General features: G+C 58.3%; 22 protein-coding genes and 1 pseudogene. 17 read left to right on the forward strand and 6 right to left on the reverse strand.

Translation table 11 applies throughout. The features are described 5' to 3' along the window. Window positions 1-106 (reverse strand): annotated as a pseudogene (locus tag ACVWZU_RS05530) (IS5-like element ISSoc13 family transposase); the annotation flags it as partial. A 70-nt stretch (window positions 107-176) separates the two neighbouring features. Between ACVWZU_RS05530 and ACVWZU_RS05535 the strand changes: the two are divergent. The 4 genes from ACVWZU_RS05535 (at window position 177) to ACVWZU_RS05550 (ending at window position 4,118) form a co-directional block, all read left to right on the forward strand. Beyond that, the gene (locus ACVWZU_RS05535) at window positions 177-812 is read left to right on the forward strand and encodes a DUF3685 domain-containing protein (RefSeq protein ID WP_457385170.1); all 636 of its coding nucleotides are present in this window, start codon (window positions 177-179) and stop codon (window positions 810-812) included. Between the two features lie 295 nt (window positions 813-1,107). Continuing rightward, window positions 1,108-1,602, forward strand: a complete 495-nt coding sequence (locus ACVWZU_RS05540) for a ferrous iron transport protein A (RefSeq protein WP_099812437.1) — start codon at window positions 1,108-1,110, stop codon at window positions 1,600-1,602. Next, entirely contained in the window at window positions 1,599-3,890 is a 2,292-nt protein-coding gene (gene feoB / locus ACVWZU_RS05545; protein ID WP_457443790.1) for a Fe(2+) transporter permease subunit FeoB, read from the forward strand. Before ACVWZU_RS05540 ends, feoB begins: the two co-directional genes overlap by 4 nt. Before the next feature lie 3 nt (window positions 3,891-3,893). Next, window positions 3,894-4,118, forward strand: a complete 225-nt coding sequence (locus ACVWZU_RS05550; RefSeq protein ID WP_457402926.1) for a FeoC-like transcriptional regulator — start codon at window positions 3,894-3,896, stop codon at window positions 4,116-4,118. A gap of 111 nt (window positions 4,119-4,229) precedes the next feature. Here the strand turns inward: ACVWZU_RS05550 and ACVWZU_RS05555 are convergent, their stop codons facing one another. The 3 genes from ACVWZU_RS05555 to cobA all read right to left on the reverse strand — a co-directional run bounded on the left by ACVWZU_RS05555 (window position 4,230) and on the right by cobA (window position 7,523). Further along, a complete protein-coding gene (locus ACVWZU_RS05555) occupies window positions 4,230-4,946 on the reverse strand; it encodes a DUF1614 domain-containing protein (RefSeq protein WP_457443792.1) in 717 nt (238 codons plus the stop codon). Window positions 4,947-5,078: 132 nt separating this feature from the next. Continuing rightward, on the reverse strand, window positions 5,079-5,903 hold the full coding sequence (gene menB / locus ACVWZU_RS05560; protein WP_011432215.1) for a 1,4-dihydroxy-2-naphthoyl-CoA synthase: 825 nt from the start codon (window positions 5,901-5,903) through the stop codon (window positions 5,079-5,081). 117 nt (window positions 5,904-6,020) lie between these two features. After that, complete coding sequence (cobA, locus tag ACVWZU_RS05565) at window positions 6,021-7,523, reverse strand: uroporphyrinogen-III C-methyltransferase (protein WP_457443794.1); 1,503 nt, start codon at window positions 7,521-7,523, stop codon at window positions 6,021-6,023. 214 nt (window positions 7,524-7,737) lie between these two features. On the opposite strand from cobA, the gene ACVWZU_RS05570 reads away from it, so the two are divergent. Further along, window positions 7,738-8,748, forward strand: coding sequence for an ABC transporter substrate-binding protein (locus tag ACVWZU_RS05570; RefSeq protein ID WP_457443796.1), 1,011 nt, complete (start codon window positions 7,738-7,740; stop codon window positions 8,746-8,748). Here ACVWZU_RS05570 and ACVWZU_RS05575 read toward each other — a convergent pair. Next, complete coding sequence (locus tag ACVWZU_RS05575) at window positions 8,745-9,272, reverse strand: phycobilisome rod-core linker polypeptide (RefSeq protein ID WP_457443798.1); 528 nt, start codon at window positions 9,270-9,272, stop codon at window positions 8,745-8,747. The genes ACVWZU_RS05570 and ACVWZU_RS05575 overlap by 4 nt on opposite strands. Before the next feature lie 573 nt (window positions 9,273-9,845). Between ACVWZU_RS05575 and ACVWZU_RS05580 the strand changes: the two genes are divergently transcribed. The 6 genes from ACVWZU_RS05580 to ACVWZU_RS05605 all read left to right on the forward strand — a co-directional run bounded on the left by ACVWZU_RS05580 (window position 9,846) and on the right by ACVWZU_RS05605 (window position 13,583). Further along, a complete protein-coding gene (locus ACVWZU_RS05580) occupies window positions 9,846-10,331 on the forward strand; it encodes a 2Fe-2S iron-sulfur cluster-binding protein (RefSeq protein WP_414331883.1) in 486 nt (161 codons plus the stop codon). Window positions 10,332-10,573: 242 nt separating this feature from the next. Beyond that, window positions 10,574-11,257, forward strand: a complete 684-nt coding sequence (locus ACVWZU_RS05585) for a V4R domain-containing protein (RefSeq protein ID WP_414424581.1) — start codon at window positions 10,574-10,576, stop codon at window positions 11,255-11,257. Between the two features lie 59 nt (window positions 11,258-11,316). After that, window positions 11,317-11,598 carry a hypothetical protein gene (locus ACVWZU_RS05590; protein WP_414331880.1) on the forward strand — a complete coding sequence of 94 codons (282 nt, stop codon included), beginning with the start codon at window positions 11,317-11,319 and terminating at the stop codon, window positions 11,596-11,598. A gap of 63 nt (window positions 11,599-11,661) precedes the next feature. Further along, complete coding sequence (locus tag ACVWZU_RS05595; RefSeq protein ID WP_457443800.1) at window positions 11,662-12,210, forward strand: hypothetical protein; 549 nt, start codon at window positions 11,662-11,664, stop codon at window positions 12,208-12,210. Between the two features lie 24 nt (window positions 12,211-12,234). After that, window positions 12,235-12,705 (forward strand): phycobilisome protein, encoded by a 471-nt coding sequence (locus tag ACVWZU_RS05600; protein WP_457402919.1) that lies wholly within the window; start codon window positions 12,235-12,237, stop codon window positions 12,703-12,705. Window positions 12,706-12,893: 188 nt separating this feature from the next. Beyond that, on the forward strand, window positions 12,894-13,583 hold the full coding sequence (locus tag ACVWZU_RS05605; protein ID WP_457439614.1) for a V4R domain-containing protein: 690 nt from the start codon (window positions 12,894-12,896) through the stop codon (window positions 13,581-13,583). Between the two features lie 25 nt (window positions 13,584-13,608). Here the strand turns inward: ACVWZU_RS05605 and ACVWZU_RS05610 are convergent, their stop codons facing one another. Continuing rightward, window positions 13,609-14,316, reverse strand: a complete 708-nt coding sequence (locus ACVWZU_RS05610; protein WP_414407806.1) for a hypothetical protein — start codon at window positions 14,314-14,316, stop codon at window positions 13,609-13,611. A 284-nt stretch (window positions 14,317-14,600) separates the two neighbouring features. On the opposite strand from ACVWZU_RS05610, the gene ACVWZU_RS05615 reads away from it, so the two are divergent. The 6 genes from ACVWZU_RS05615 (at window position 14,601) to ACVWZU_RS05640 (ending at window position 20,373) form a co-directional block, all read left to right on the forward strand. Continuing rightward, complete coding sequence (locus ACVWZU_RS05615) at window positions 14,601-15,845, forward strand: HhoA/HhoB/HtrA family serine endopeptidase (RefSeq protein WP_457388309.1); 1,245 nt, start codon at window positions 14,601-14,603, stop codon at window positions 15,843-15,845. Window positions 15,846-16,194: 349 nt separating this feature from the next. After that, on the forward strand, window positions 16,195-17,118 hold the full coding sequence (locus tag ACVWZU_RS05620) for a glycine betaine ABC transporter substrate-binding protein (protein WP_011432229.1): 924 nt from the start codon (window positions 16,195-16,197) through the stop codon (window positions 17,116-17,118). A gap of 26 nt (window positions 17,119-17,144) precedes the next feature. Further along, window positions 17,145-18,113, forward strand: a complete 969-nt coding sequence (locus ACVWZU_RS05625; protein WP_457443803.1) for an ABC transporter ATP-binding protein — start codon at window positions 17,145-17,147, stop codon at window positions 18,111-18,113. Then, window positions 18,110-18,727, forward strand: coding sequence for an ABC transporter permease (locus tag ACVWZU_RS05630; protein WP_457443805.1), 618 nt, complete (start codon window positions 18,110-18,112; stop codon window positions 18,725-18,727). The genes ACVWZU_RS05625 and ACVWZU_RS05630 overlap by 4 nt, the downstream gene beginning before the upstream one ends. Before the next feature lie 83 nt (window positions 18,728-18,810). Then, the gene (locus ACVWZU_RS05635; protein WP_457443807.1) at window positions 18,811-19,476 is read left to right on the forward strand and encodes a sigma-70 family RNA polymerase sigma factor; all 666 of its coding nucleotides are present in this window, start codon (window positions 18,811-18,813) and stop codon (window positions 19,474-19,476) included. Between the two features lie 48 nt (window positions 19,477-19,524). Continuing rightward, window positions 19,525-20,373 (forward strand): anti-sigma factor domain-containing protein, encoded by an 849-nt coding sequence (locus ACVWZU_RS05640; RefSeq protein WP_457443809.1) that lies wholly within the window; start codon window positions 19,525-19,527, stop codon window positions 20,371-20,373.

Genomic DNA, 20,373 nt, shown 5'->3' on the forward strand with positions numbered 1-20,373 from the left:
TAAACTGTTTGCAGTTTGCTTCTTTCCCAATGTTAACTCTCTCTTCTGTCTGTAAAAAAGCCAATATCTTCTGCCATTTGTTTTCATCTAAAAAAACCAACTTCATCCTCTTTCCTCTATAAATTATTCTCTCTATCCTAACATAAGATCAACACGACCTAGCACAACGGGACACGGTGCGCGCCCTGATTTTAGACAAAATTCCCCTGGTCAAGGACCTTTTTAGCTTTCATCTCTTTCAAACGCCCCTGGGCATTGATGGGGTCTTGTATGCAGCCAACAGCCAAATCGCCAGCGACCACGCCGCCATCCTCCTGGAAAATCTGGTGATCCAGGTCGCCAACGGGGTGGTGCAACCCCTGCTCAACTGCTTTCCCCACCATGAATCGGTGAAGCAACGGTTTTATCGCCGCAACCTGCTCTCTACCCGGGAAACCGAACGGCTCCGCAACCAACTTTCCCAACGCTACCGCTGGCAACGCTACTGGGACGAACCCCGGGCGATTTTTGAGAGTTGTTATCAACTTTTGCGTATCCAAGACCAGGCGATTGTCCTGTACCCGGTGTATGCGGGGCGCACGGCGGAACTGGCCCAACTCCGGGGCATTCCCTGGCTGGTCACCCTCTGGTTGGAGTTTCAAGATGCGGTGGCACCCATACTGCGGGCGGTGGCAAATTACATTGGCCGTACCAGCGCCTATCTGCTCACCCGGATCATTGGGCGGGGTTTGGGCTTGATTGGGCGGGGGATTTTGCAGGGCATTGGCAGTACCTTGCAAAACAATCGCTCCCAAGAATCCTCCCAGTTATAATCCATCCCATCCGTAATATTTGATAACAATTTGGCGTCCTGAGCATTAAAACTTGCTTAAGGCAGGGGCGCCGTCGGGTTGCCTTTGCGTTTTAATTTAATTGAATTGAGAATAATATTTATTATGTTCAGGTCTAAAGTTATTACAAACGCCACTAATAATCAAGGAGGTTCTGGTGCCACATTCAGGGAGTCAGCCGGGAAATAACGGTCAAAAACTGGGTTTTACCTATGTCAACGAGGCGGCAGTGAGCCGGGCTAAGCCGGGAATTGCTAGTGAAGGTAATTTGCAAATAATGCCCCTATCTCAAATGCGGGCAGGGGAACGGGTGCGGGTGGTGCGGGTGGATTGTGATGATGCCAATCCCCGGTTGGTGGGCATGGGCATTACCCAGGGGGCGGTGCTGACGGTGCTGAGCCATCTGGATTCCGGGTCGGTGCTGGTGGAATGTCAAGGTCAGCGGTGGGGGTTGGGGGCGGGTATGGCGGAACGGATTGGTGTCGAGCGATGGGAGGCGGCAATGCCCAGGATGACCTTGGGGGAGGCGACTATTGGCAGTCGGGTGCGGGTGGTGGGCTATGCGCCGGGAGCGGGGGATTACAAGCGGAAATTGCTGGGGATGGGCTTAACGCCGGGGACGATCCTGCAGGTGAAACGCCATGCGCCCTTGGGAGACCCGACGGAAATTGAGGTGCGGGGGTTTGCCCTGAGTCTGCGCAAAGGGGAAGCAGCGGCATTACAGGTAGTGCCGGTGGAGGGAGAAGCAAATTTAGGGAGCGATGGGCAATGAGCAAGCGGACGATTGCCTTACTGGGAAATCCCAACTGTGGGAAAACGACCCTATTCAATGCCTTGACGGGGGCGCGCCAACGGGTGGGGAATTGGCCCGGGGTGACGGTGGAACGCAAGGAGGGCACCTACCGGGATCAGGGGCAAACGGTGACGGTGGTGGATTTGCCGGGGATTTATTCCCTGGATGTGGCAGCGGGGGGCACGGGGCTGGATGAACAGGTGGCACGGGATTACCTGCTCAGCGGTGAAGCCAACCTGGTGGTGAATATCCTGGATGCCAGCAATCTGGAGCGGAATCTTTACCTGACGACCCAGCTTTTGGAAATGGGGGTGCCGCTGGTAATTGCCCTGAACATGATGGATCAAGCGGAAGGGCGGGGGATGCGGATTGACCTCGCCGGGTTGCAACGGCGGTTGGGCTGTCCGGTGGTGCCGTTGTGTGCCCATCGGGGGCGGGGGGTGGCAGAACTTAAGGCAGTCATCCGGCAGGCATTGACCCAGCCGCAGGGGGCGGGGGTGCGCCCTGTTTATCCCCCGGTGATCGAGCAAGCCTTTACCGAACTTTCCCATACAGCAGGGTTGGGTTCCCCTTGGGCGGTGCTGTACGGGTTGCAAGCGGTGGATGGGGCGAACGTTGCACCAGTGTTAGAAGCCCATCGGCAGGAGATTTTCCAAACCTTGGGGGAAGACATTGACCTCTTGGTTGCCGATGTCCGTTACACCTGGATTCGGGAGGTGGTGGCGGCGACGGTTACCCTGCCCGGTCAGGTCAGCCAAACGCTTTCAGATCGGATTGACCGCTGGGTGTTGCACCGGTGGCTGGGGATTCCCATCTTCCTCGGGGTGATGTACGTCATGTTTTTCGTGGCGATGAATGTGGGGGGAGCCTTTGTGGATTTTTTTGATATAGGGGTGGGCACGATTGCGGTGAAGGGCACGGCGCATCTGTTGACCCAACTCCATGCACCCGGCTGGTTGATTGGGCTGTTGGCGGACGGGGTGGGGGGTGGCATTCAAACGACGGCGACCTTCATTCCCCAAATTGGCTTATTGTTTGTCTTTTTATCGGTGTTGGAGGATTCCGGGTATTTGGCGCGGGCGGCGTTTGTGATGGACCGGCTGATGCGGTGGATTGGCTTGCCGGGGAAGTCCTTTGTGCCGATGCTGGTGGGGTTTGGGTGTAATATCCCGGCGATTATGGCGACCCGTACCTTGGAAAATCAACGGGACCGGTTGATGACGATTCTGATGAACCCGTTTATGTCCTGCGGGGCGCGGCTGTCCGTGTATGCCCTGTTTGGGGCGGCGTTTTTTCCGAGGAATGCCCAAAATGTGGTGTTTCTGCTCTACCTGATTGGCATTGGGGCGGCGGTGTTTACGGGTTTGGTGATGAAAAGCACCCTGCTACAGGGGATAGCGGCTCCCTTCATTATGGAATTGCCGCCCTACCATTTGCCCACGCTCAAGGGGGTAGCCATCCACGCCTGGGGACGGTTGCAAGCGTTTATTACCAAAGCGGGGCGGATGATTATCGTGATGGTGGTGATTTTGGGCTTGTTAAATTCGGTGGGAACGGATGGTTCCTTTGGGAAACAGGACAGTACCGATTCCCTGCTCAGTGCCGTTGGTCGGCAGATTACACCCGTATTTGCGCCAATGGGGGTGCAACCGGAGAATTGGCCAGCGACGGTGGGGCTGTTTACCGGGATGTTTGCCAAGGAGGTGATGGTGGGGACGATGAATTCCCTCTATGGGCAGTTGGCGCAGGCGGAAGCGGCAGATAGTGGGGAACCACCGGCGGCATTTGACCTGTGGGGTGGTCTCCAGGAAGCAGTTGCCAGCATTCCCCAAAATTTTGCCGCCCTAGGGGAGCAGTTGCTGGACCCGCTGGGGATGGGGGTAGTCAGCAGGAGTGGGGATGAGGAGGCAGTGGCGGAGGAATTGGGGGTGCAGACGACTACCTTTGGTCAAATGGCTCTCCGTTTTGGCAGTACCACGGCGGCGATTGCGTTTTTGCTGTTTGTCCTGCTGTATTTCCCCTGTGTGTCGGCAACGGCGGCGGTTTATCGGGAAACCAATCTAGGCTGGACGGTGTTTATCGCTTGTTGGACAACCGGGCTGGCCTATTGGGTTGCCACCTTTTATTACCAGTTCATGACTTTTAATGAACACCCCGCACGTTCCCTGTTGTGGGTATTGGGACTCATGCTGGTACAGTTGGGGGTTTTGTGGGGATTGCGTGCCGTCAGTAGCCCCCGTTTGCGGCGGGTACCCTCCGGGAGGTAAGGGATGCTCTTGCAAGACCTACAACGTTATCTGCAAACGCACCGGCAAGTTTCGTTGACCAAATTATGTCAACACTGGCAAATGGATGCCGATGCCCTCCGTCCGATCCTGGATGTATTAATTCGCAAAGGGCGGGTGCGCCCCGTACACCAGCGGAAGTGTGGGGGCTGTCACTCCTGCGCCTCAACGGATTTAGAACTGTACGAGTGGGTAGAAAAACCACCTTAATGGGGGATCAATTTTAGGGATAAGTCGTGTTGTTCAGAACGTTTTTCAGAATAAATTACGAGCCAACCGAATGTACCAATTAAGTGAATTGTTGGAATTTCTGAGTAATTTCTAAGTCAGCAAAACGGCGAATAAACCGCACAGCGCAATACCATCAAAAACCCCAGCCCCACCAATACTAAGAATGCCTGGAGTCATCCGCTCAATTTGGGGCAGGTGTAACAGGTCAGCCCCAATTAGTGTTCCCAATACACCACCAGCAAAGGCAATCGGTGCTGCCACAACATCAGACCCCGCCGTTAATAGCACAGAAGTCATCGCCGCCGTTAGGGGAGCAATCAAGGCATTCACTTGAATCCCAATCCCCGGCACCACCTGGGCAGAATAATAACTAACTATTGTCACCACAGCCGTGACAAGCACAATCAAAATTGGCGAAACACAGGTAAACTGATAAATGGCCAATAGGGTTGGAATCAGACCACCCCCGACATTCAACGCCACAATCGTTTTCTGTTCAATTCGCCTTAAGGGAATACCCCAAAAGAAGCGCATCGTCCACAATCGATCCAAATCAGGTACCATAGCTACTTTGGAAACTCTCTCATAAAGGGGGATATTAATCGTACTCCCAATAATTACTAGGGTCAGCGGCACAAGAGATAGGTTAGGAGAAAATCCGAGCTTTGCAACAGCAACTTGAACCGCATCTAGGGTAACCACCAACCAGAGAAACGGGAAGGCTAAGAGCAGGAGTAAAAAGAGTAGATAGGCAGTCGCTTCCCTTCGGGGAAGTGGAATTAATGGAAACTTGAACGGATTAGCCAACACGGATCCCTTCAGCCCCGGTCGCTTCCCTTCGGGGAAGTGGAATTAATGGAAACCCTCCTGTTTCCCCCAGAACAACAAAATTGGGGGCAAGTCGCTTCCCTTCGGGGAAGTGGAATTAATGGAAACTATCTAAGGTAGCCAGGGAAACTGGCGAAAGTTGGGGGGGCGCTTTTCCAAAAAGGCGCGTTTGCCCTCAGCAGCTTCTTCGGTCATGTAGAACAGCAACGTCGCATCTCCGGCCAGCTCCTGCAGCCCCACCTGCCCATCGCAGTCGGCATTGAAGGCGGCTTTGAGGCAGCGGATGGCCAAGGGGCTGTGCTGGAGAATCTCTTGCGCCCAGCGGATCCCTTCAGCTTCCAGCTCTTCCACTGGCACCACGGCATTGACCAGACCCATCTCTAGGGCTTGGGCTGCGGTGTATTGGCGGCAGAGGAACCAAATCTCGCGGGCTTTTTTTTGCCCCACCACTCGCGCCAGGTAGGCGGCCCCAAAGCCTCCGTCGAAGCTGCCCACCCTAGGGCCGGTTTGCCCAAAGATGGCATTATCGGCGGCAATGGTCAGGTCGCAGATGAGATGCAAAACATGGCCACCCCCAATGGCGTAGCCTGCCACTAGGGCAATCACCACCTTGGGCAAAGAGCGGATGATGCGCTGCAGATCCAGCACATTGAGACGAGGGATCCCGGCCTCATCCAGGTAACCGGCCTCGCCCCGTACGCTTTGATCCCCGCCGGCGCAGAAGGCATACTTCCCATCGGTATGGGGCCCGGCGCCTGTTAAGAGCACTACTCCAATCCTGGGATCCTCTCGCACATCGGCAAACGCATCAATCAGCTCGGCAATGGTCTTGGGGCGGAAGGCGTTGCGCTTGTGGGGACGGTTGATGGTGATCTTGGCAATGCCATCCGTTTTTTCGTAAAGGATGTCTTCGTAGAGCTTGGCCGTCTGCCACATGGTGTCTGGGTGTATCTATTGGGATGCCGGGCCAGGAGAGTTCCGTTTGGCTGATGGGGGCTCACTATGAGGAGCACCTGGGTACTCTGCACCGCTACCGCGAACGGCCTGAAAAGGCTAGGTAGAACGGTTGGTCGCTTGGATGAGGGCTTCCACCAATCCTTCCAAAGTATACTCCTGGGCTGCGATGTCCACTCGACCAAATGCAGCCTTGCAGGTTGCGGCCGTCTTGGGGCCAATGGCGGCAATCTGCACGGGTGGATCCCAGATCTCAGGGCCTAGCCCTGCCTGCTGGATCAAGTGGGCAAAATGCTGTACTGTCTTGGAGCTGGCAAAGGTGAGGATGTCCACCTGGTGGGCTTTAAGAGCTTCCAGGACCTGGGGATCCGCTGCTGCTGGACAGGCGGACTGATAGGCGGCCACCTCCACCACCTCTGCTCCTCGCTGCCGCAACCCCTGTACCAGCTCCTCCCGCCCTCCTGACTCAACGCGGGGAAAGAGGATGCGCTGCCCCTGCACTGGCTGCGGCCAAATGGGTAGCAGGGCTTCGGCCACAAACTCGGAGGGCATCAGATCCGGGCGAATGCCGTACTGGGCCAGCACGGAAGCGGTTTTGGATCCCACCACCGCCACTTGCAGGGAGTGGAGTGCTCGGCTATCTCGCCCCTGCCGCTGCAGCCGCTCAAAGAAAGCCTGCACTCCATTGGCAGAGGTCAGCAGCAGCCAGTCGAATTGTTCCAGGTTGGCAATGGCTGTATCCAAGGGATCCCAGCTCGTGGGCGGCTGGATCACCAGGGTCGGCATCTCCAGCACCCGCGCCCCCTGGGCCTGCAGCAACTCACAAAAAGCTGGCGATTGCCCCTCAGAACGGGTAACCAGCACCGTCTTGCCTGCCAAAGGAGCCGGTGGCGGCAAGGGTGGGATCCCCGGCAAAAAGTCCTGCCGCAGCCGGATCACCTCCCCGACCACCAGCAGACCCGGCAACTTCGCCTGACCCGCCTCCTGCTGCAGCTCGGCCAAGGTGCCCACCCACACCTGCTGCTCTGCTTGCCCCGCCCCCCAGATCAAGGCCACCGGTCGGTCTGCCGGGATCCCAGACTCCATCAGCCGTGCGCCAATGTGCTGTCGCTGCCGGGATCCCATCAAAATCACCAAAGTATCCAACTGGGCCAGGGCGCTCCAGGGCAAGGCCTCTAGATCGTGGGCAGTCAGCACGGCAAAAACGCGGCTTAAGTGCTTATCGGTCAGGGGGATCCCTGCCCAGAGGGGGCCAGCCAGGGCCGACGACAACCCCGGCCAAATCTCAAAGGGACAGCCCGCCTCCCTAAGGGCTTGGATCTCCTCGCGAGCGCGGCCAAAGATCAAGGGATCCCCTGACTTAAGGTGAACCACCTGTTTGCCTTCTCGGCAGCGCTGGATGAGCCAATGGATGCCCTCCTGGAGGCTTCCTGGCCCAGAGCGTCGCCACACCTGCGCCTGCGGCGGCAACTCTGCCAACAAGCGCTCATCCACCAGCTCGTCGATCCAGATAGCCTCAGCCTGCCGTAGGATCTCCAGTGCTCCCTGCGTCAGGCCCGCCCGCCCGCCCAGCCCTGCCCCCACTAGATACACCTTGCCCATGCCGGATCTACCGCTTCTTCTTTTTGTTCATTGATTCCGGATCCCGCTGTTACTGATCCTGCCGCAAAACAGTGCTCCTCACTGCTGCTGTGTTGGCGAAGGCGTCGCGTAGCAATGACGCAGTTGTCCGCAAACGGTCGCCCCAACCCCCACCTGCGATAAGCTAAGAAAACTTCCCAACTTCCGACAGATTCACCAAGGGATCCGTAAAGCCATGTCTGGTACAACCGGCGAGCGTTGGCCCCGACGGCGTTTTCTGGCCAATGGAGCTGCTCTGCTAGCAGTAGGAGCGGGCTCCCGCCCCTCTTCGGCCAGATCCCGGCCCTTGCGACTGGTCACCAACTGGTACGCCCAGGCCGAACACGGCGGCTTTTACCAAGCCCTGGCCACCGGCATCTACGCCGACTACGGTCTGCAGGTGGAAATCCGCATGGGGGGAACGGCGGTTAACGTGCTGCAACTGCTAGCCGGGGGAGCGGCAGATTTTGTGCTCGGCGGCAGCCCCGACGCTCTGGCGGCTCTGCAAGCTGGGATCCCTGTTCTCACCGTGGCCGCCTTTTTCCAGAAGGATCCCCAGTGTCTCTTGGCCCATCCAGGGGTGGGCATCGAGCGCCTGGAAGACCTGCGGGGCAAGCCCATCTGGGTGTCACCGGGGGCCAACCTCACCTACTGGCCTTTTTTGCGGGCCAAATTTGGCTTTACCGACGAGCAGAAGCGCCCCTACAACCTCAGCCTCACGCCCTTCTTGCTGGACAAGTCTTCTGCCCAGCAGGGCTATGTGACCTCCGAGCCCTTCCGCGTGCGCCAGGAGGGGGGCTTTGATCCCGTCGTTTTTCTGCTGGCCGACTACGGCTATTCCCCCTACGCCACCACCCTGGAGACCACCCGCCCCTTTGCCGAACAGCACCCGGAGCAGGTGCGAAAATTTGTAGCTGCCTCCATCCAGGGCTGGCAGAGCTACCTAGAGGATCCCCGCCCCGGCAATCGCCTCATCCGCCAAGACAACCCCAACATGAGCGAGGCCCTCCTGGCCTACGCCCACCAAGCCCTAAAAGACTACGGCCTTCTCACCAGTGGAGATGCCGCCACGCTGGGGATCGGCGCCATGACCCACCAGCGCTGGCAAACCTACTTTCAGGAGATGGTGGCCCTGGGGATCGGCGCAGCGGGTCTGGAGGTTCGCCAAGCCTATACCCTCGACTTCCTCCCCGGCCCCACTGCCTAAGGGATCCCCACTTCCATCGCCGCCAAACTGTGCAAAAGCGGGGATCCCTGCATCCCCAGCTCATGGCGCCGGTGCATTTGGTTTGTCAGCAAGTAGGCCAAGGGGGGGTGGCCGCTTAGCCGTTGGCGGGGGTGGGGCAGATGGTCGTTGCCGAAATGGTGGCGGTATTCCTCAGAGTCGATAAAGGCATTGACCATGGCCTGAAAGCCCTGGTGCACCAAAATGTCGTGGTAGGCGGCCACCTCCTCCTTGCTGGCCGGGGCCCGTCCCAAAAAGTGCTTGAAGCCCTGCTCTACACAGCGGGTGTTGCAGCCGGCACTGAAAAAGAGTTGCCGGTAGAGCCGGGATCCCCCAATCTGGCGAACCAAGCGCTTAATCCCGATCCGCCCCCGCAAGAAGTCCTGCTCGATTTTCTCCAGCTCTCCTGTTTTCTCGTGCTGGTAGGGCTGGCGTTCCAAAAGCTGCTGATAGGCGGCCCGCAACAGGTTTTGCAACGTTTGCGGATCCCGCTGGCGTGGTTCCATGGCAATAGCTCCCAATCGACAGAACTGACAAAAACAGACAAAACGAGGGGCTACTTTAAAGAAATGGCCAAGAGAGTAGCGAATGGCTCAATACGCTTTTACGGCAAACTTCAGCACATCCTTCTGTAACAAAATTGCCAATAAAAGACCGTGAAGGTTCTACTTAAGATTTACCTTGCCGACAGAACGACCGGGGGAGATCTGCGATAAATATTTACGAAAGGATTGTCATTTTCTCCAATTTACGTGATTTCACTTTGTAACTTTCTAGCCGATAAAAAAAATTCCGTGTTTATTCGTAGTTAAGTATTATGACACTTCCATCCAGAATAACCTGCTCCAGATCCAGAATATAAGTTAAGTAAAGAATGCAGCCTCTCCTAGGGTCACAGGTGCAGGGCTCATCATTTGAAGTGCTCTGGTTTGATTGACTGGGGACTCAGGTGTTGCTGTAGACCTGCAAGGGGGCTGCAGGGGAAGGGATCAATCAATTTTTGTGATTGGTTTGCGTTGCTTATGCAGTAGATCCTGCCCGCCGGGGTTTTTTGTCTGCCCTTAATGTGGATCCCGTCTATGGTTAAACAAATCCGGCTAGAGCCTTTATCTCGTGTCTCGGAGGTCGATACCTACAGCAATCTGCTGTCGGCCATTTTGTCGGAGGAGCTGCAGGTTTCGCGGGAATGTAACGGTCGCGGCCTCTGCGCCACCTGTCATGTTTACGTCAAAGAGGGAATGGAAAGCCTCACTCCCATCACCCCCCGCGAGGCCAAGACTCTGGAGACCATTACCAGCGCCCGCAGCAATTCCCGGCTGGCCTGTCAGGCGCGGGTGGTTTCCGATGGCGTGGTGGTGGAGCTGCCGCCGGGGATGTACGTGAACTCGCTGAGGGATATCGAAGTGCTCATCGGTCGGCGGGCCGAACAAGACCTGCTGCACCCACGGACGGGGAAGGTTTTGGTGGAGCAGGGCAAGATCATCACTCGCTCTACTGTTAAGCAGCTAGAAAATGAGGACTTCCGCATCATTGGCAATACGCTGGCCCAAACTCGGGAAGTTTGATGGATTGTCGATATTCAGGGATCCCTTGGGCTCAGCGGGCATTGTCTTATAGACAATCAACCAAGGATTGAACAATGTTGGATCCCTCGAATAGCCGACTAAGTTTATCAAATGTTTAGCTATTCATTTCATTGGCTCATTGGCCCATTTGCATCGTCTGACTCGATTATCGATCCCTTAAATCCCACCGAATCCTGTTGCATCGCGATCTAGACTCATCTGTTTTTTGTCAGGAGAGCACCATGGTCACCACTCCATCTCGACCGGATCCCCGTCCTGCAGTCACCATGCCTGTGGGCCGCGACAAGCATGCCCACTACAGTTACCGCGATTTCTTCCGCTTCAACCGAGATCAGGGCACGATCATCGACTGGAACAACACGCAAAATCTCCTGCTCAGCGAAGACTTTATTGTGGGCTTGCAAACAGGCCTGGAACGGGAAGTGGGAGATGCTTCGGCGGCGGTGATGTACACCATTGGCAGAGATTGGGGCATCCGCGATGCCAAGCACTTCTCCGAGTGGTACGAGCGGGAGTATGGGATTGGCGTAAAACAGTCCAACCTTTTGTTTTTGCTGGAGACTTGGTGGTGGCCTTTTACGGCTCAGGGCTGGGGCAAGTGGGAGGTGGAAACCGAGTCCAAGCAGAAGGGGTTTTTGTTCATCAACCTGTTCGATTCGATGGTGGCTCGCACCCTAGGGGACGTGGGCAAGCCGGTTTGCCATCTCTATGCCGGTTTGTTTGCCGGATTTTTCACCGCCATGACCTCGCGAGAACTGGGCTGCATTGAGATCCAGTGCTACGCCATGGGGGAAACCTACTGCAAGTTCCTGTTGGGCGGGCAAGAACGCATTGATGCCGCCAATTTTTGGATCACCGAAGGGGCCAGCGCCCGCGAGATCGAGCAGCGTTTGCACCAGTTGTGAGGCTTGCTTGTGGCTTTTGAAGGCTCTCTGGGATCCCTCGACACTTTGGAGAAACGCCCATGGTCACCTTCAACTTAGACACCGATCTGGACTTAACCCAGCCGCTGGCGGTCTTTTTGCAGGGGTTGAACTGGGATAACCGACCCCCGGCCAAGGCTCCCTTTGCTCAAGAGCCGCCGCCGCAGTCCCCCATGCTCTTTGCCCAATCGGTGGGACAGTTTTTTGCCGGCTTCAATTGGTCGGGCATCTGCCCACGCTCAGAGCCGCTGCCGGAATTGCCGGCAGAGGATCCCTTTACTCTTGAGGATTTTGCCGCCTTGTTTGGCGGAGCTTTGCTCTAGCTCTGGTTTGTTCAGGGCTCTCAGTTGTGCTCTCTCGATCCGTGCTCTAAGGAGACTTCACCCATGGATGACCTTCACTCTTGGCCAGAACGCATTGCCGAGCGAGAAGGGGATTACTTAACACCCGACGATCTGCAAGACCTGATTCGCTACTCTCTCTCTTTTCAAGAACGGCTGGAGCTTTACCAGGTCTTACAACAGCAGGAGCTGACCTGGATCCAAAGGGTCTTGCAACAGCAGGGGCACAGCGGTGGAACAGAGTCCCCTCTGACACCATCTCAGCGCCTCTTGGCTCGTCAATTGGCCTTTTGTTTGCGCTCCCTGGGCCTGAGTCTGTTGCTGGGGGATCCCACCCCTGTGCAGCAGGTAACTCTTGGTGCGATGGAACAGTACCTAGGGTTGCCGCAAGCGCTCGCTCAGCTACGGGCAGTGGTTCAGGGATCCCTGCCGGCGGATCAGCAGGGTTTGCTTGCCCCCTACTGGCAAGAGCTGCAGACTGTCTGCGCCACTTCTCAGGCCCAATCTCCTTCCCCTTCTTCTTCTGAGATGGAGGTTGACCTGCCCACAGTTCCGCCGGAGAGGGCTCTCACCTTGGCGGAAATGTTTGTGTGAAGCCCACTGAAGGAGGCTCTATCTATGAATTCAAGGGTTGCCGAGCTGATGCAACAAAGCGAAGGCCGCTATCTGCGCCCGGACGAGTTGAAAACTCTACACGCCTACGTGGAAGGGATCCCGAAGCGGGTCCGCCTTTACCAGGTTCTGCAGGCCAAAGAACAAGAGCTGCTGGATCGGGTGATGGAGAAGTTTCAGCCGATGATGCCGAATTTAATCCGCCAGCATGGTCACCTGGCCTGGGAGCGCTGCCGCCGGGATCTGAGCATGGTGTGGCGCTACTGCTGCATGGCCATGCTGCTCAACGACGAAGACTACCTGAGGGATAAATTGCTCTACTGGCTGGAGACGATCCTGAAATCGTTCAAGATGCGCGACCAATGCCAGCCTGCCTACAAGTTAATGCTCGACTCCCTGACCCACATCTTTGGAGCAGAAGAGAGCGAAATGATCCGCCCTTATCTGCTTTTGGCCAAATCCATGCTGGTTAACTGAGTCCATTCGCCCTCAATCTATTCACCAAAGTTCCCTGCGCCCTCCGATAGCGACCTCCTTCTCCCGATTTACTGTATACAGCTTATACAGCTCACTCCTTAATCATTCATTCCCTCACGCCAAAAATTCCAGCCGCTCCCCAATCTATCCATCCCCGCCCTCTTGTCCACCTGACTGCGAGAATAGCCATGATCTCCCTGCAAGAGATTCTGCAAGACCAGATCTTGCCCGGACACTGCTTCAGCCCCGCCCACTACATCCGCCCCGACATCCACACCGGACTGCTCTACAGCCGCGGAGGATACCGCTTGGCGGCCTTTCCCATGCCCCTGCTGGAAGCTCTCTACTCCGGCCTGCGCTACGAAACCGGCCAAGCCACCCGCGTCATTCTCTACAACTGTGGCCGCGATTGGGGAGAGGCGTTTTTCCGCCGTATTGAAGACGAGCTTTCCGGCTACTACCAGCAGCCGCTGCAGGAATTGCCGATGGGGATCTTCCTGGATGCCCTCAGCGATCTCTGGGCTACCCACGGCTGGGGACGCCTGGAGCTGGATTTTTCCGCCGCCGACCACGGCTTGGTTCAGGCCGGGATCCGCAATTCCGGGTTTGCCCTTGCCGCTCGCGCCAGCTTCAACCCGGAGGAACCTTCTGCACGGCGAGAGCCTGCCGGATATTTGGAGGCGGGAATGCTGGCCAGCCTCTTCTCCTTGCTTTCGGGGCGGGATCTCATCTGCGTACAGACCACCTGCGAATCCCTGGGGGCCGATCTCAACCGCTTCCTCATCGGCACGGCTCAGCGGCTGCACCACTGCGAGGAATGGGTGCGCAAGGGCCTCTCCCACGAGGAGATTCTGGATCGGCTCACCGCCAGTCCCTAGGGCCAGAGCTGTTTTCAGAAGCTCGCTAGGGCAGGTAGGGCTGAAAATCTTGGGTGACCGTCAGCGTCAAGTTGGCATTGGCGTCGATCACCGCCACTTCCGGCGCCGTTACATTGCCGATGACAGCCCCTGCCGCCGCTCCGCCCAGCACTTTCTCCGTCGAGATCACCCGGTCGCCGAACAAGCCTCCCAAGATGGCCCCCGCAGCTGCCCCAATCAAGGCATCTTGCACAATCGCTTCCCCGGAAGTGTGGCGGGGATCCTTACGCAGCGGGATAACCTGGCTCTGGGCATAGAGGGGGTAGGATTGGCCGTTGAAAATCAGGGCCCGCGAGACAAACTGGGTGCCGCCGCTCACCGGCTGAAATTGGCCTTCCAAAACGGCCCCCGCCGGGACGACCGTGTTGCCGTAGATGTCCCGCAGAGGAGTATCCAGGCTGAGGCTGACGGCACGGGTTTCCCCAGGGGCAATCAAGAGGGTTTCTGGAGAGCGATGCACCGCCTGGATCAGATCCCCAGAGCGCAATAGCAACGTGGTTTGCAGTTGAAAGGGCTGGCCAGGTTGCAGGGGTTGAGGGCCAGGGGGAAGGGGGCGAGGATTCACAGGACGCCATCCCTCACCGGCAGGCGGTGGTGGCAAGGGCCCCATTTGGGCCAAAACTGGGGCGGCCATCTGTGCCGAGAGCAATCCACCAAGCAGAGGAGCCAACAGGCGGCTGGCTGGGTTAGTCATGGTCTTACCCCCATTCATCATTCCTACGCTAGCTGCAAACCGGACAAAACCGGGAGCCTTTCGGGCCTTACCTATCTTTTACCTATCTTGATCAAAGCCAACTGAATGGAAATGGGCTACCTCAGGTGAGCAGATTCCGCTGCTCTTCGCTCCAGATAGAAGTACGGAAAAACGCTAGGGTTGCCCACTCTGGGATCCCTGCTGTCCATGTTAGATTAGGCCCTAGGTTTCTCCCCCTGCGTGGGGCCGAAGTCTTGCAGCATCCCAACCCTCTTCTTGTAGCTATGAAGCGCAGCACATCCATGCCGGGCCAGCCCTCTCCCGGGTCAGAAGCTTCCGCCCAACCTGCTCAATCCTCTTTCCAGCCTTTTGCCATCTCCACTTGGAAGTCTCTTCTCTCGTCAGTGCTGCTGGTGCTGCTGGGCATTGGGCTGGGAGCAGCTCTGATGGGGGGCAAGGGGGTATCTGCCCAGACGACGGCAACCCCGCCCCAACTGAACCTGAATTTCATCGCCGATGTGGCGCAAAAGGTGGGGCCGGCGGTGGTTCGCATCGATGCTGAGCGGACGGTGCGCGCCCCTGCCCCTTTTCCGGAGGAGTTTTTCAGCGATCCCTTTTTCCGGGATTTCTTTGGCCAAGCGATCCCTTCCATCCCTCGGCAGCGGCGACAGCAGGGAACCGGCTCTGGGTTCATCATCAGCCCAGACGGCCAGATCATCACCAATGCCCATGTGGTCGAGGGATCCGACAAGGTAACGGTGACGCTCAAGGATACCCGCAGCTTTGATGGGCAGGTAATCGGTTCGGATCCGGTTACGGACATCGCCGTGGTGAAGATCAACGCCCAGAACCTGCCGACCGTGAAGCTGGGGCGCTCGGAAACCCTGGAGCCGGGCCAGTGGGCCATTGCCATCGGCAACCCCCTGGGTTTGGATAACACCGTTACGGCTGGGATCATCAGCGCTTTGGGCCGTTCCAGCGGGGAGATTCGGGTGCCTGACAAGCGGGTATCTTTTATCCAAACGGATGCGGCCATTAACCCCGGCAACTCCGGCGGCCCGCTGCTCAACGCTCAAGGGGAGGTGATAGGGGTGAACACCGCCATCATCCAGGGAGCGCAAGGGTTGGGCTTCGCCATCCCCATTGAGACGGCCCAGCGGGTGGCCAATCAGTTGATCACTCGCGGCAAGGTGGATCACCCCTACCTGGGCATCCGCATGCTCACGCTGACTCCAGAGCTGAAGGAGCGCCTCAACCAGGATCCCAATAGCCGCATTTTGATAACGGTGGATCAGGGTGTACTGATTGGCGAAGTCATCCAGGGATCCCCAGCGGAACGGGCAGGGCTGCGGTCTGGGGATGTCATTCTCTCCATCAATGGTCGTGCCGTAACCACAGCCGATCAGGTGCAACAGGAGGTGGAGCGCACTGAGGTGGGCAGCACCCTGGAGCTGGAGATCGAGCGAGCCGGGCGGCGACAGAAGATCCGCGCGGTAACAGGCTCTTTCCCGGCCCCCAGCGGAGGCTGATTGGGCATGGTTGACCGCCCCTCAAGTATCAACCAGACCCCAGCGACACAGCAGGGTTGTTGTCAATGGGGGTAAACCTCTCAACCTAGGTTGCGAACTCCCCTTTTCCCCTGGGAGAGGGGCTGGGGCGGTGCTGCTCGCGCCAGCGGGACGGAGTCCTTACACTTGGGCTATTTCAAACCAACTTGCAGTGACCGTACTGGCGATCTCTACGGTTGGTTCTTGCAGTTACGGCTCAGGGAAAATAATGGTTTAATGGTGACTTAACAGTCGAAACTTCCTGGCCCAGGCCGGAACGCTCTCGGCAGGGCCTCTTGTCATTAGCCTGGGATCCCTTCTCCCCTTGCCTATGCTGAAAACCACTCGTCGCTTGGCTTTGCTGGCCCTGTCGGGGCTGGCAGCTCTTGTTCTCACTCCCCATCGCGCCAGCGGGACGGAGTCCTTAGGGGGCCTCGCCAAGCCCATTACCGTCGGCTCCAAGGACTTTACCGAGCAGTTTATTTTGGGGGAAATGTACGCCTTAGCCCTGGAGGCGGCAGGGTTCACGGTGGAGCGCAAGCTCAACCTGGGCGGAACACCGGTAGCCCATGCGGGCTTGTTGAGCGGCGAGATCGATCTCTACCCCGAGTACACCGGCACTGGCCTGCTGACAGTGCTCAAGTTGCCCAGCAGCGGCGACCCGGCAGAGGTGTACGCGACGGTGGCCCGCGAGTACGAGAGCCAGTTCCAACTGATTTGGCTGGATCCCGCCCCCCTGAACAACACCCAGGCCCTGGCCATGACCCGCGCCAGAGCGGCTGAGCTGGGCATTGCCACCATCTCGGACATGGTGGCCAAAGCGGGCGAGCTGGTGATGATCGGGCCGCCGGAGTTTCAAGCCCGCGAGGATGGCCTACCTGGGATCCAAGCCGTCTACGGTAATTTCCGGCTCAAGGCCTACAAAGCAGTGGATCCCGGCCTCCGCTACCAGGGCTTGGTCAATGGGGAAGCGGATGTGGCAGTGGCCTTCGGCACCGATGGAGAAATTGCCGCCTTTGACCTGGTGCTGCTGGAGGATGACAAGCAGCTTTTCCCCCCCTACCAGGTGGCGCCGGTGGTGCGCAAGGACACCCTAGAGGCCAACCCCGGCATTGCCGCTGCCTTAAATGCCCTTTCCCCCCTGCTGACGGACGAGGTGATGCAGCGGTTGAACTACGAGGTGAGCGGCAACCGCAAGGAGCCGGCGGAGGTGGCCAGAACTTTCTTGGTGGAAGCCGGCATTCTCAAGAAATAACCTTGCCTGTTGCATGAGACCCTGAGGTGAGCACCGTCGAGTTCGAGCGGGTATCGCTGCGCTTTCCCCACAGTTCCCAGCCAGCTGTGGAGGAGTGCAGTTTTTCCATAGAATCGGGCCAGTTGGTGGTCATCCTGGGGCCTTCTGGCTGCGGCAAAACCACCCTTCTGAAAATGGTGAATCGCTTGCTGGATCCCACCCAGGGGCAGATTCGCTTGGACGGGCGGGATATCCGCCAGTTTCCCATCACGGCTCTGCGGCAGCGGATCGGCTATGTTATCCAGCAATCGGGGCTGTTTCCCCACATGACGGTGGCCCAGAATGTGGCGGTAGTGCCGCGACTTTTGGGATGGGCGAAGGAGCGCATCCGCGAGCGGGTGGACGAGCTGCTCAGCTTGGTTAATTTGCCCCCCCATGAGTACAGAAACCGCTACCCTGCTCAACTGTCGGGCGGACAACAACAGCGGGTGGGGCTGGCGCGGGCGCTGGCCGGGGATCCAGGGCTGCTGCTGATGGACGAGCCCTTTGGGGCCATCGACGCCATTACCCGCAGCAAGCTGCAAGAGGAGATCCTGCGCCTGCAACGGCAATTGAAAAAAACCATCCTGTTCGTCTCCCACGATGTGGAGGAGGCGCTGCGCCTGGCGGATCGCATTTTGGTGATGCAGAAGGGGCGGGTGGTGCAGTTCGACACTCCCTTTCGGCTGCTCACCCAGCCGGCTACTCCCTTTGTCAGGGAACTGCTGGGGGCAGATGACATGGTACGGCAGTTGAGTGTGCTGCGGGTGGAAACGGCGATGGCCGGGATCCCGCACAACCACAAAATCCAAGAGGGAGCGATGGTGAGGCCCCAGGCCACTTTGCGGCAAGCCTTGTCCCTGCTGTTGCGCACAGGGGCGGCAGCCCTGACGGTGTGGGAGGACGGGCGGGCCATCGGCGTTTTGACCTTGGATCACATTCGCAGCTTGGCCATGCTGGAGGGGGGATCCGCGTGAGCTATCTCCTCAACCACCCCGGCCTGATGTGGCAGCTCACCCAAGAGCATCTGGCGATGGTGGGGATGACCTTGGGCATGGCGGTGGTGCTGGCGGTGCCGCTGGCTCTGCTGGTTCACCACGTGCGCTGGTTGGCCCTGCCGGTCATGGGGATCCTCAGCATCCTGTACACGGTGCCCAGCCTGGCTTTGATTATTTTGTTGGTGCCCTGGTTTGGCCTCAATGCCCGCTCGGTGGTGGTGGCGATGGTGATCTACACGCAGGTGATCTTGGTGCGCCATTTTTGCGTGGGCCTGCGCTCGGTCGAGCCTGCCATCCTGGAAGCTGCCAAGGGCATGGGGATGAACCTCTGGCAACGGTGGTGGCAGGTGCAGGTGCCGCTCATGCTGCCCATTGTTTTGGCAGGGCTGCGGCTGGCGGCAATTGTGGCCATTGCCATTGCCACCGTGGGCGCCAAGTTTGGGGCAGGGGGACTGGGAACCCTGCTGTTCGATGGCATTGCCCAGGCCGGTCGCTACGACAAGATCTGGGCCGGATCCCTGGCGGTGGGATCCCTGGCCTTGCTGGTGAACACAGCCTTGCTCAGCCTGGAATGGGCGGCCCGTCGTGGCTGAGGGGGTAGACTTAAGGACTCCGTCCCACTGGCGCGATCGGGCAGGTTTATCCTCTAGTTGTGTGGGGCGAAACTGGGTGTAGCATGGGTGAGCAACCAGGGACTCCGTCCCGCTGGCGTGAGGGGGTGAGAGATTGGTCATCCCGCGCCGATTGGGAGCTGATGGAAGCGCTCAAGGCGGGGCAACCTGCTGCTCTGGCTGCGCTCTACGATCGCTATGCCGGCTTGGTCTATGGGCTGGCCTTCAAGATCCTGGGCCACGTGGCCGAGGCAGAAGACCTGACTCAGGAGGTGTTTGTCGAGCTGTGGCGCAAGGTTGGCTGTGATCCAAGGACTCCGTCCGAGTCGCGCGAGCGGCGGGGATCCCTGAGCAGTTTTTTGTGCATCCTGACCCGCTCGCGGGCCATTGACCGTCTGCGTTCTCAGGGCAGCCACCAACTTCTTTTGAAACGCTGGCAGACCATTCTCAGCGCCGTTCGTGTTGACGGGACGGAGTCCTTTAGCAAGACTCGGTTCCCTTTTGAGCAGGTTTCCATCGAGGAGCGGCGGCAAGCGGTGCAAGCGGCCCTCAGCCAATTGCCCGAAAACCAACGGCAGATCCTGGAGTTGCTCTATTACCAAGGGTTGAGCCAGGCGGACATTGCTCGCCAATTGGGGATCCCGTTGGGGACGGTTAAGACCCGCTCTCGCCAAGCTCTCTGCAAATTGCGGGGATCCCTGCGCGCCCTTCTGGGTTTCTGCTCGCGTTAGCGGGACCGCGTCCTAGGTTTGGAGTTGAGTTCTGTCGTCAGGATGGCCATGTCTGATCGCGTCAGCGGGACGGAGTCCTTTCGCGTCGGCGGGACGGAGTCCTTATCCACCTCGCCCCCTTTAACAGAGGAACGGGAAGAACTGGCCGGCTATCTGCTGGGGGACTTGTCTCCCGAGCAGGCGAGTGCTCTAGAGGCACGCCTAACTCAAGACCCTCTGCTGGTGGCCGAACTGCAAGCCTTGCAAGAAACCTTGGAATTGTTGCCCTACGGATTGCCAGGAGTACTCCCGCCTGCCAGCTTGCGCGATAAGGTGATGGCAGAGGTGGGGGCTATCGGCTTACGCGAGCAGGAGATGGCAGTCCCCCTTCACTCTCCACTGCCTGCTTTTGGGGTGGGGTGGCGCTGGTTGGGAGGCTTGGTGGCGGCAATTTTGGTTCTGCTCAGCTTGGACAACTGGCGACTGCGGCAAGCTCTGCAACTGGCCCAGCTAGAATCGGTGCGAGCATTGTCTCATCTCCTGCAACAGCCGGGATCCCGTCTGGTGCATTTGCAGGGGGAGGTGGGGACGGCCAATGTGCTGTTTCGCCCAGGAGACTGGCAGGAGGTTATCTTGGCCGCACGGGATCTGCCCCAACCGGTGGCGGGGGAGCGCTACTCCCTCTGGCTCAAGCTGGATAATGGCGAGTTCCTCCACTGTGGTGACTTTCAGGTGGATGCTCAAGGCTCTGCTCTGGTGGCCCTACGCCCATCCCGCACGTTGCCGGCAGGTACCCGCGCCCAAGAGCTGCTGGTCGCGACCGGTTCCCGCCAACTGCCCGCTCGCGTCAGCGGGCCGGAGGCCTTTCGCGCCAGCGGGACGGAGTCCTTGAAACCCCTTCTGACGGGCAAGGTGTGA

The sequence above is a fragment of the Thermostichus sp. MS-CIW-26 genome (genome assembly GCF_054059115.1).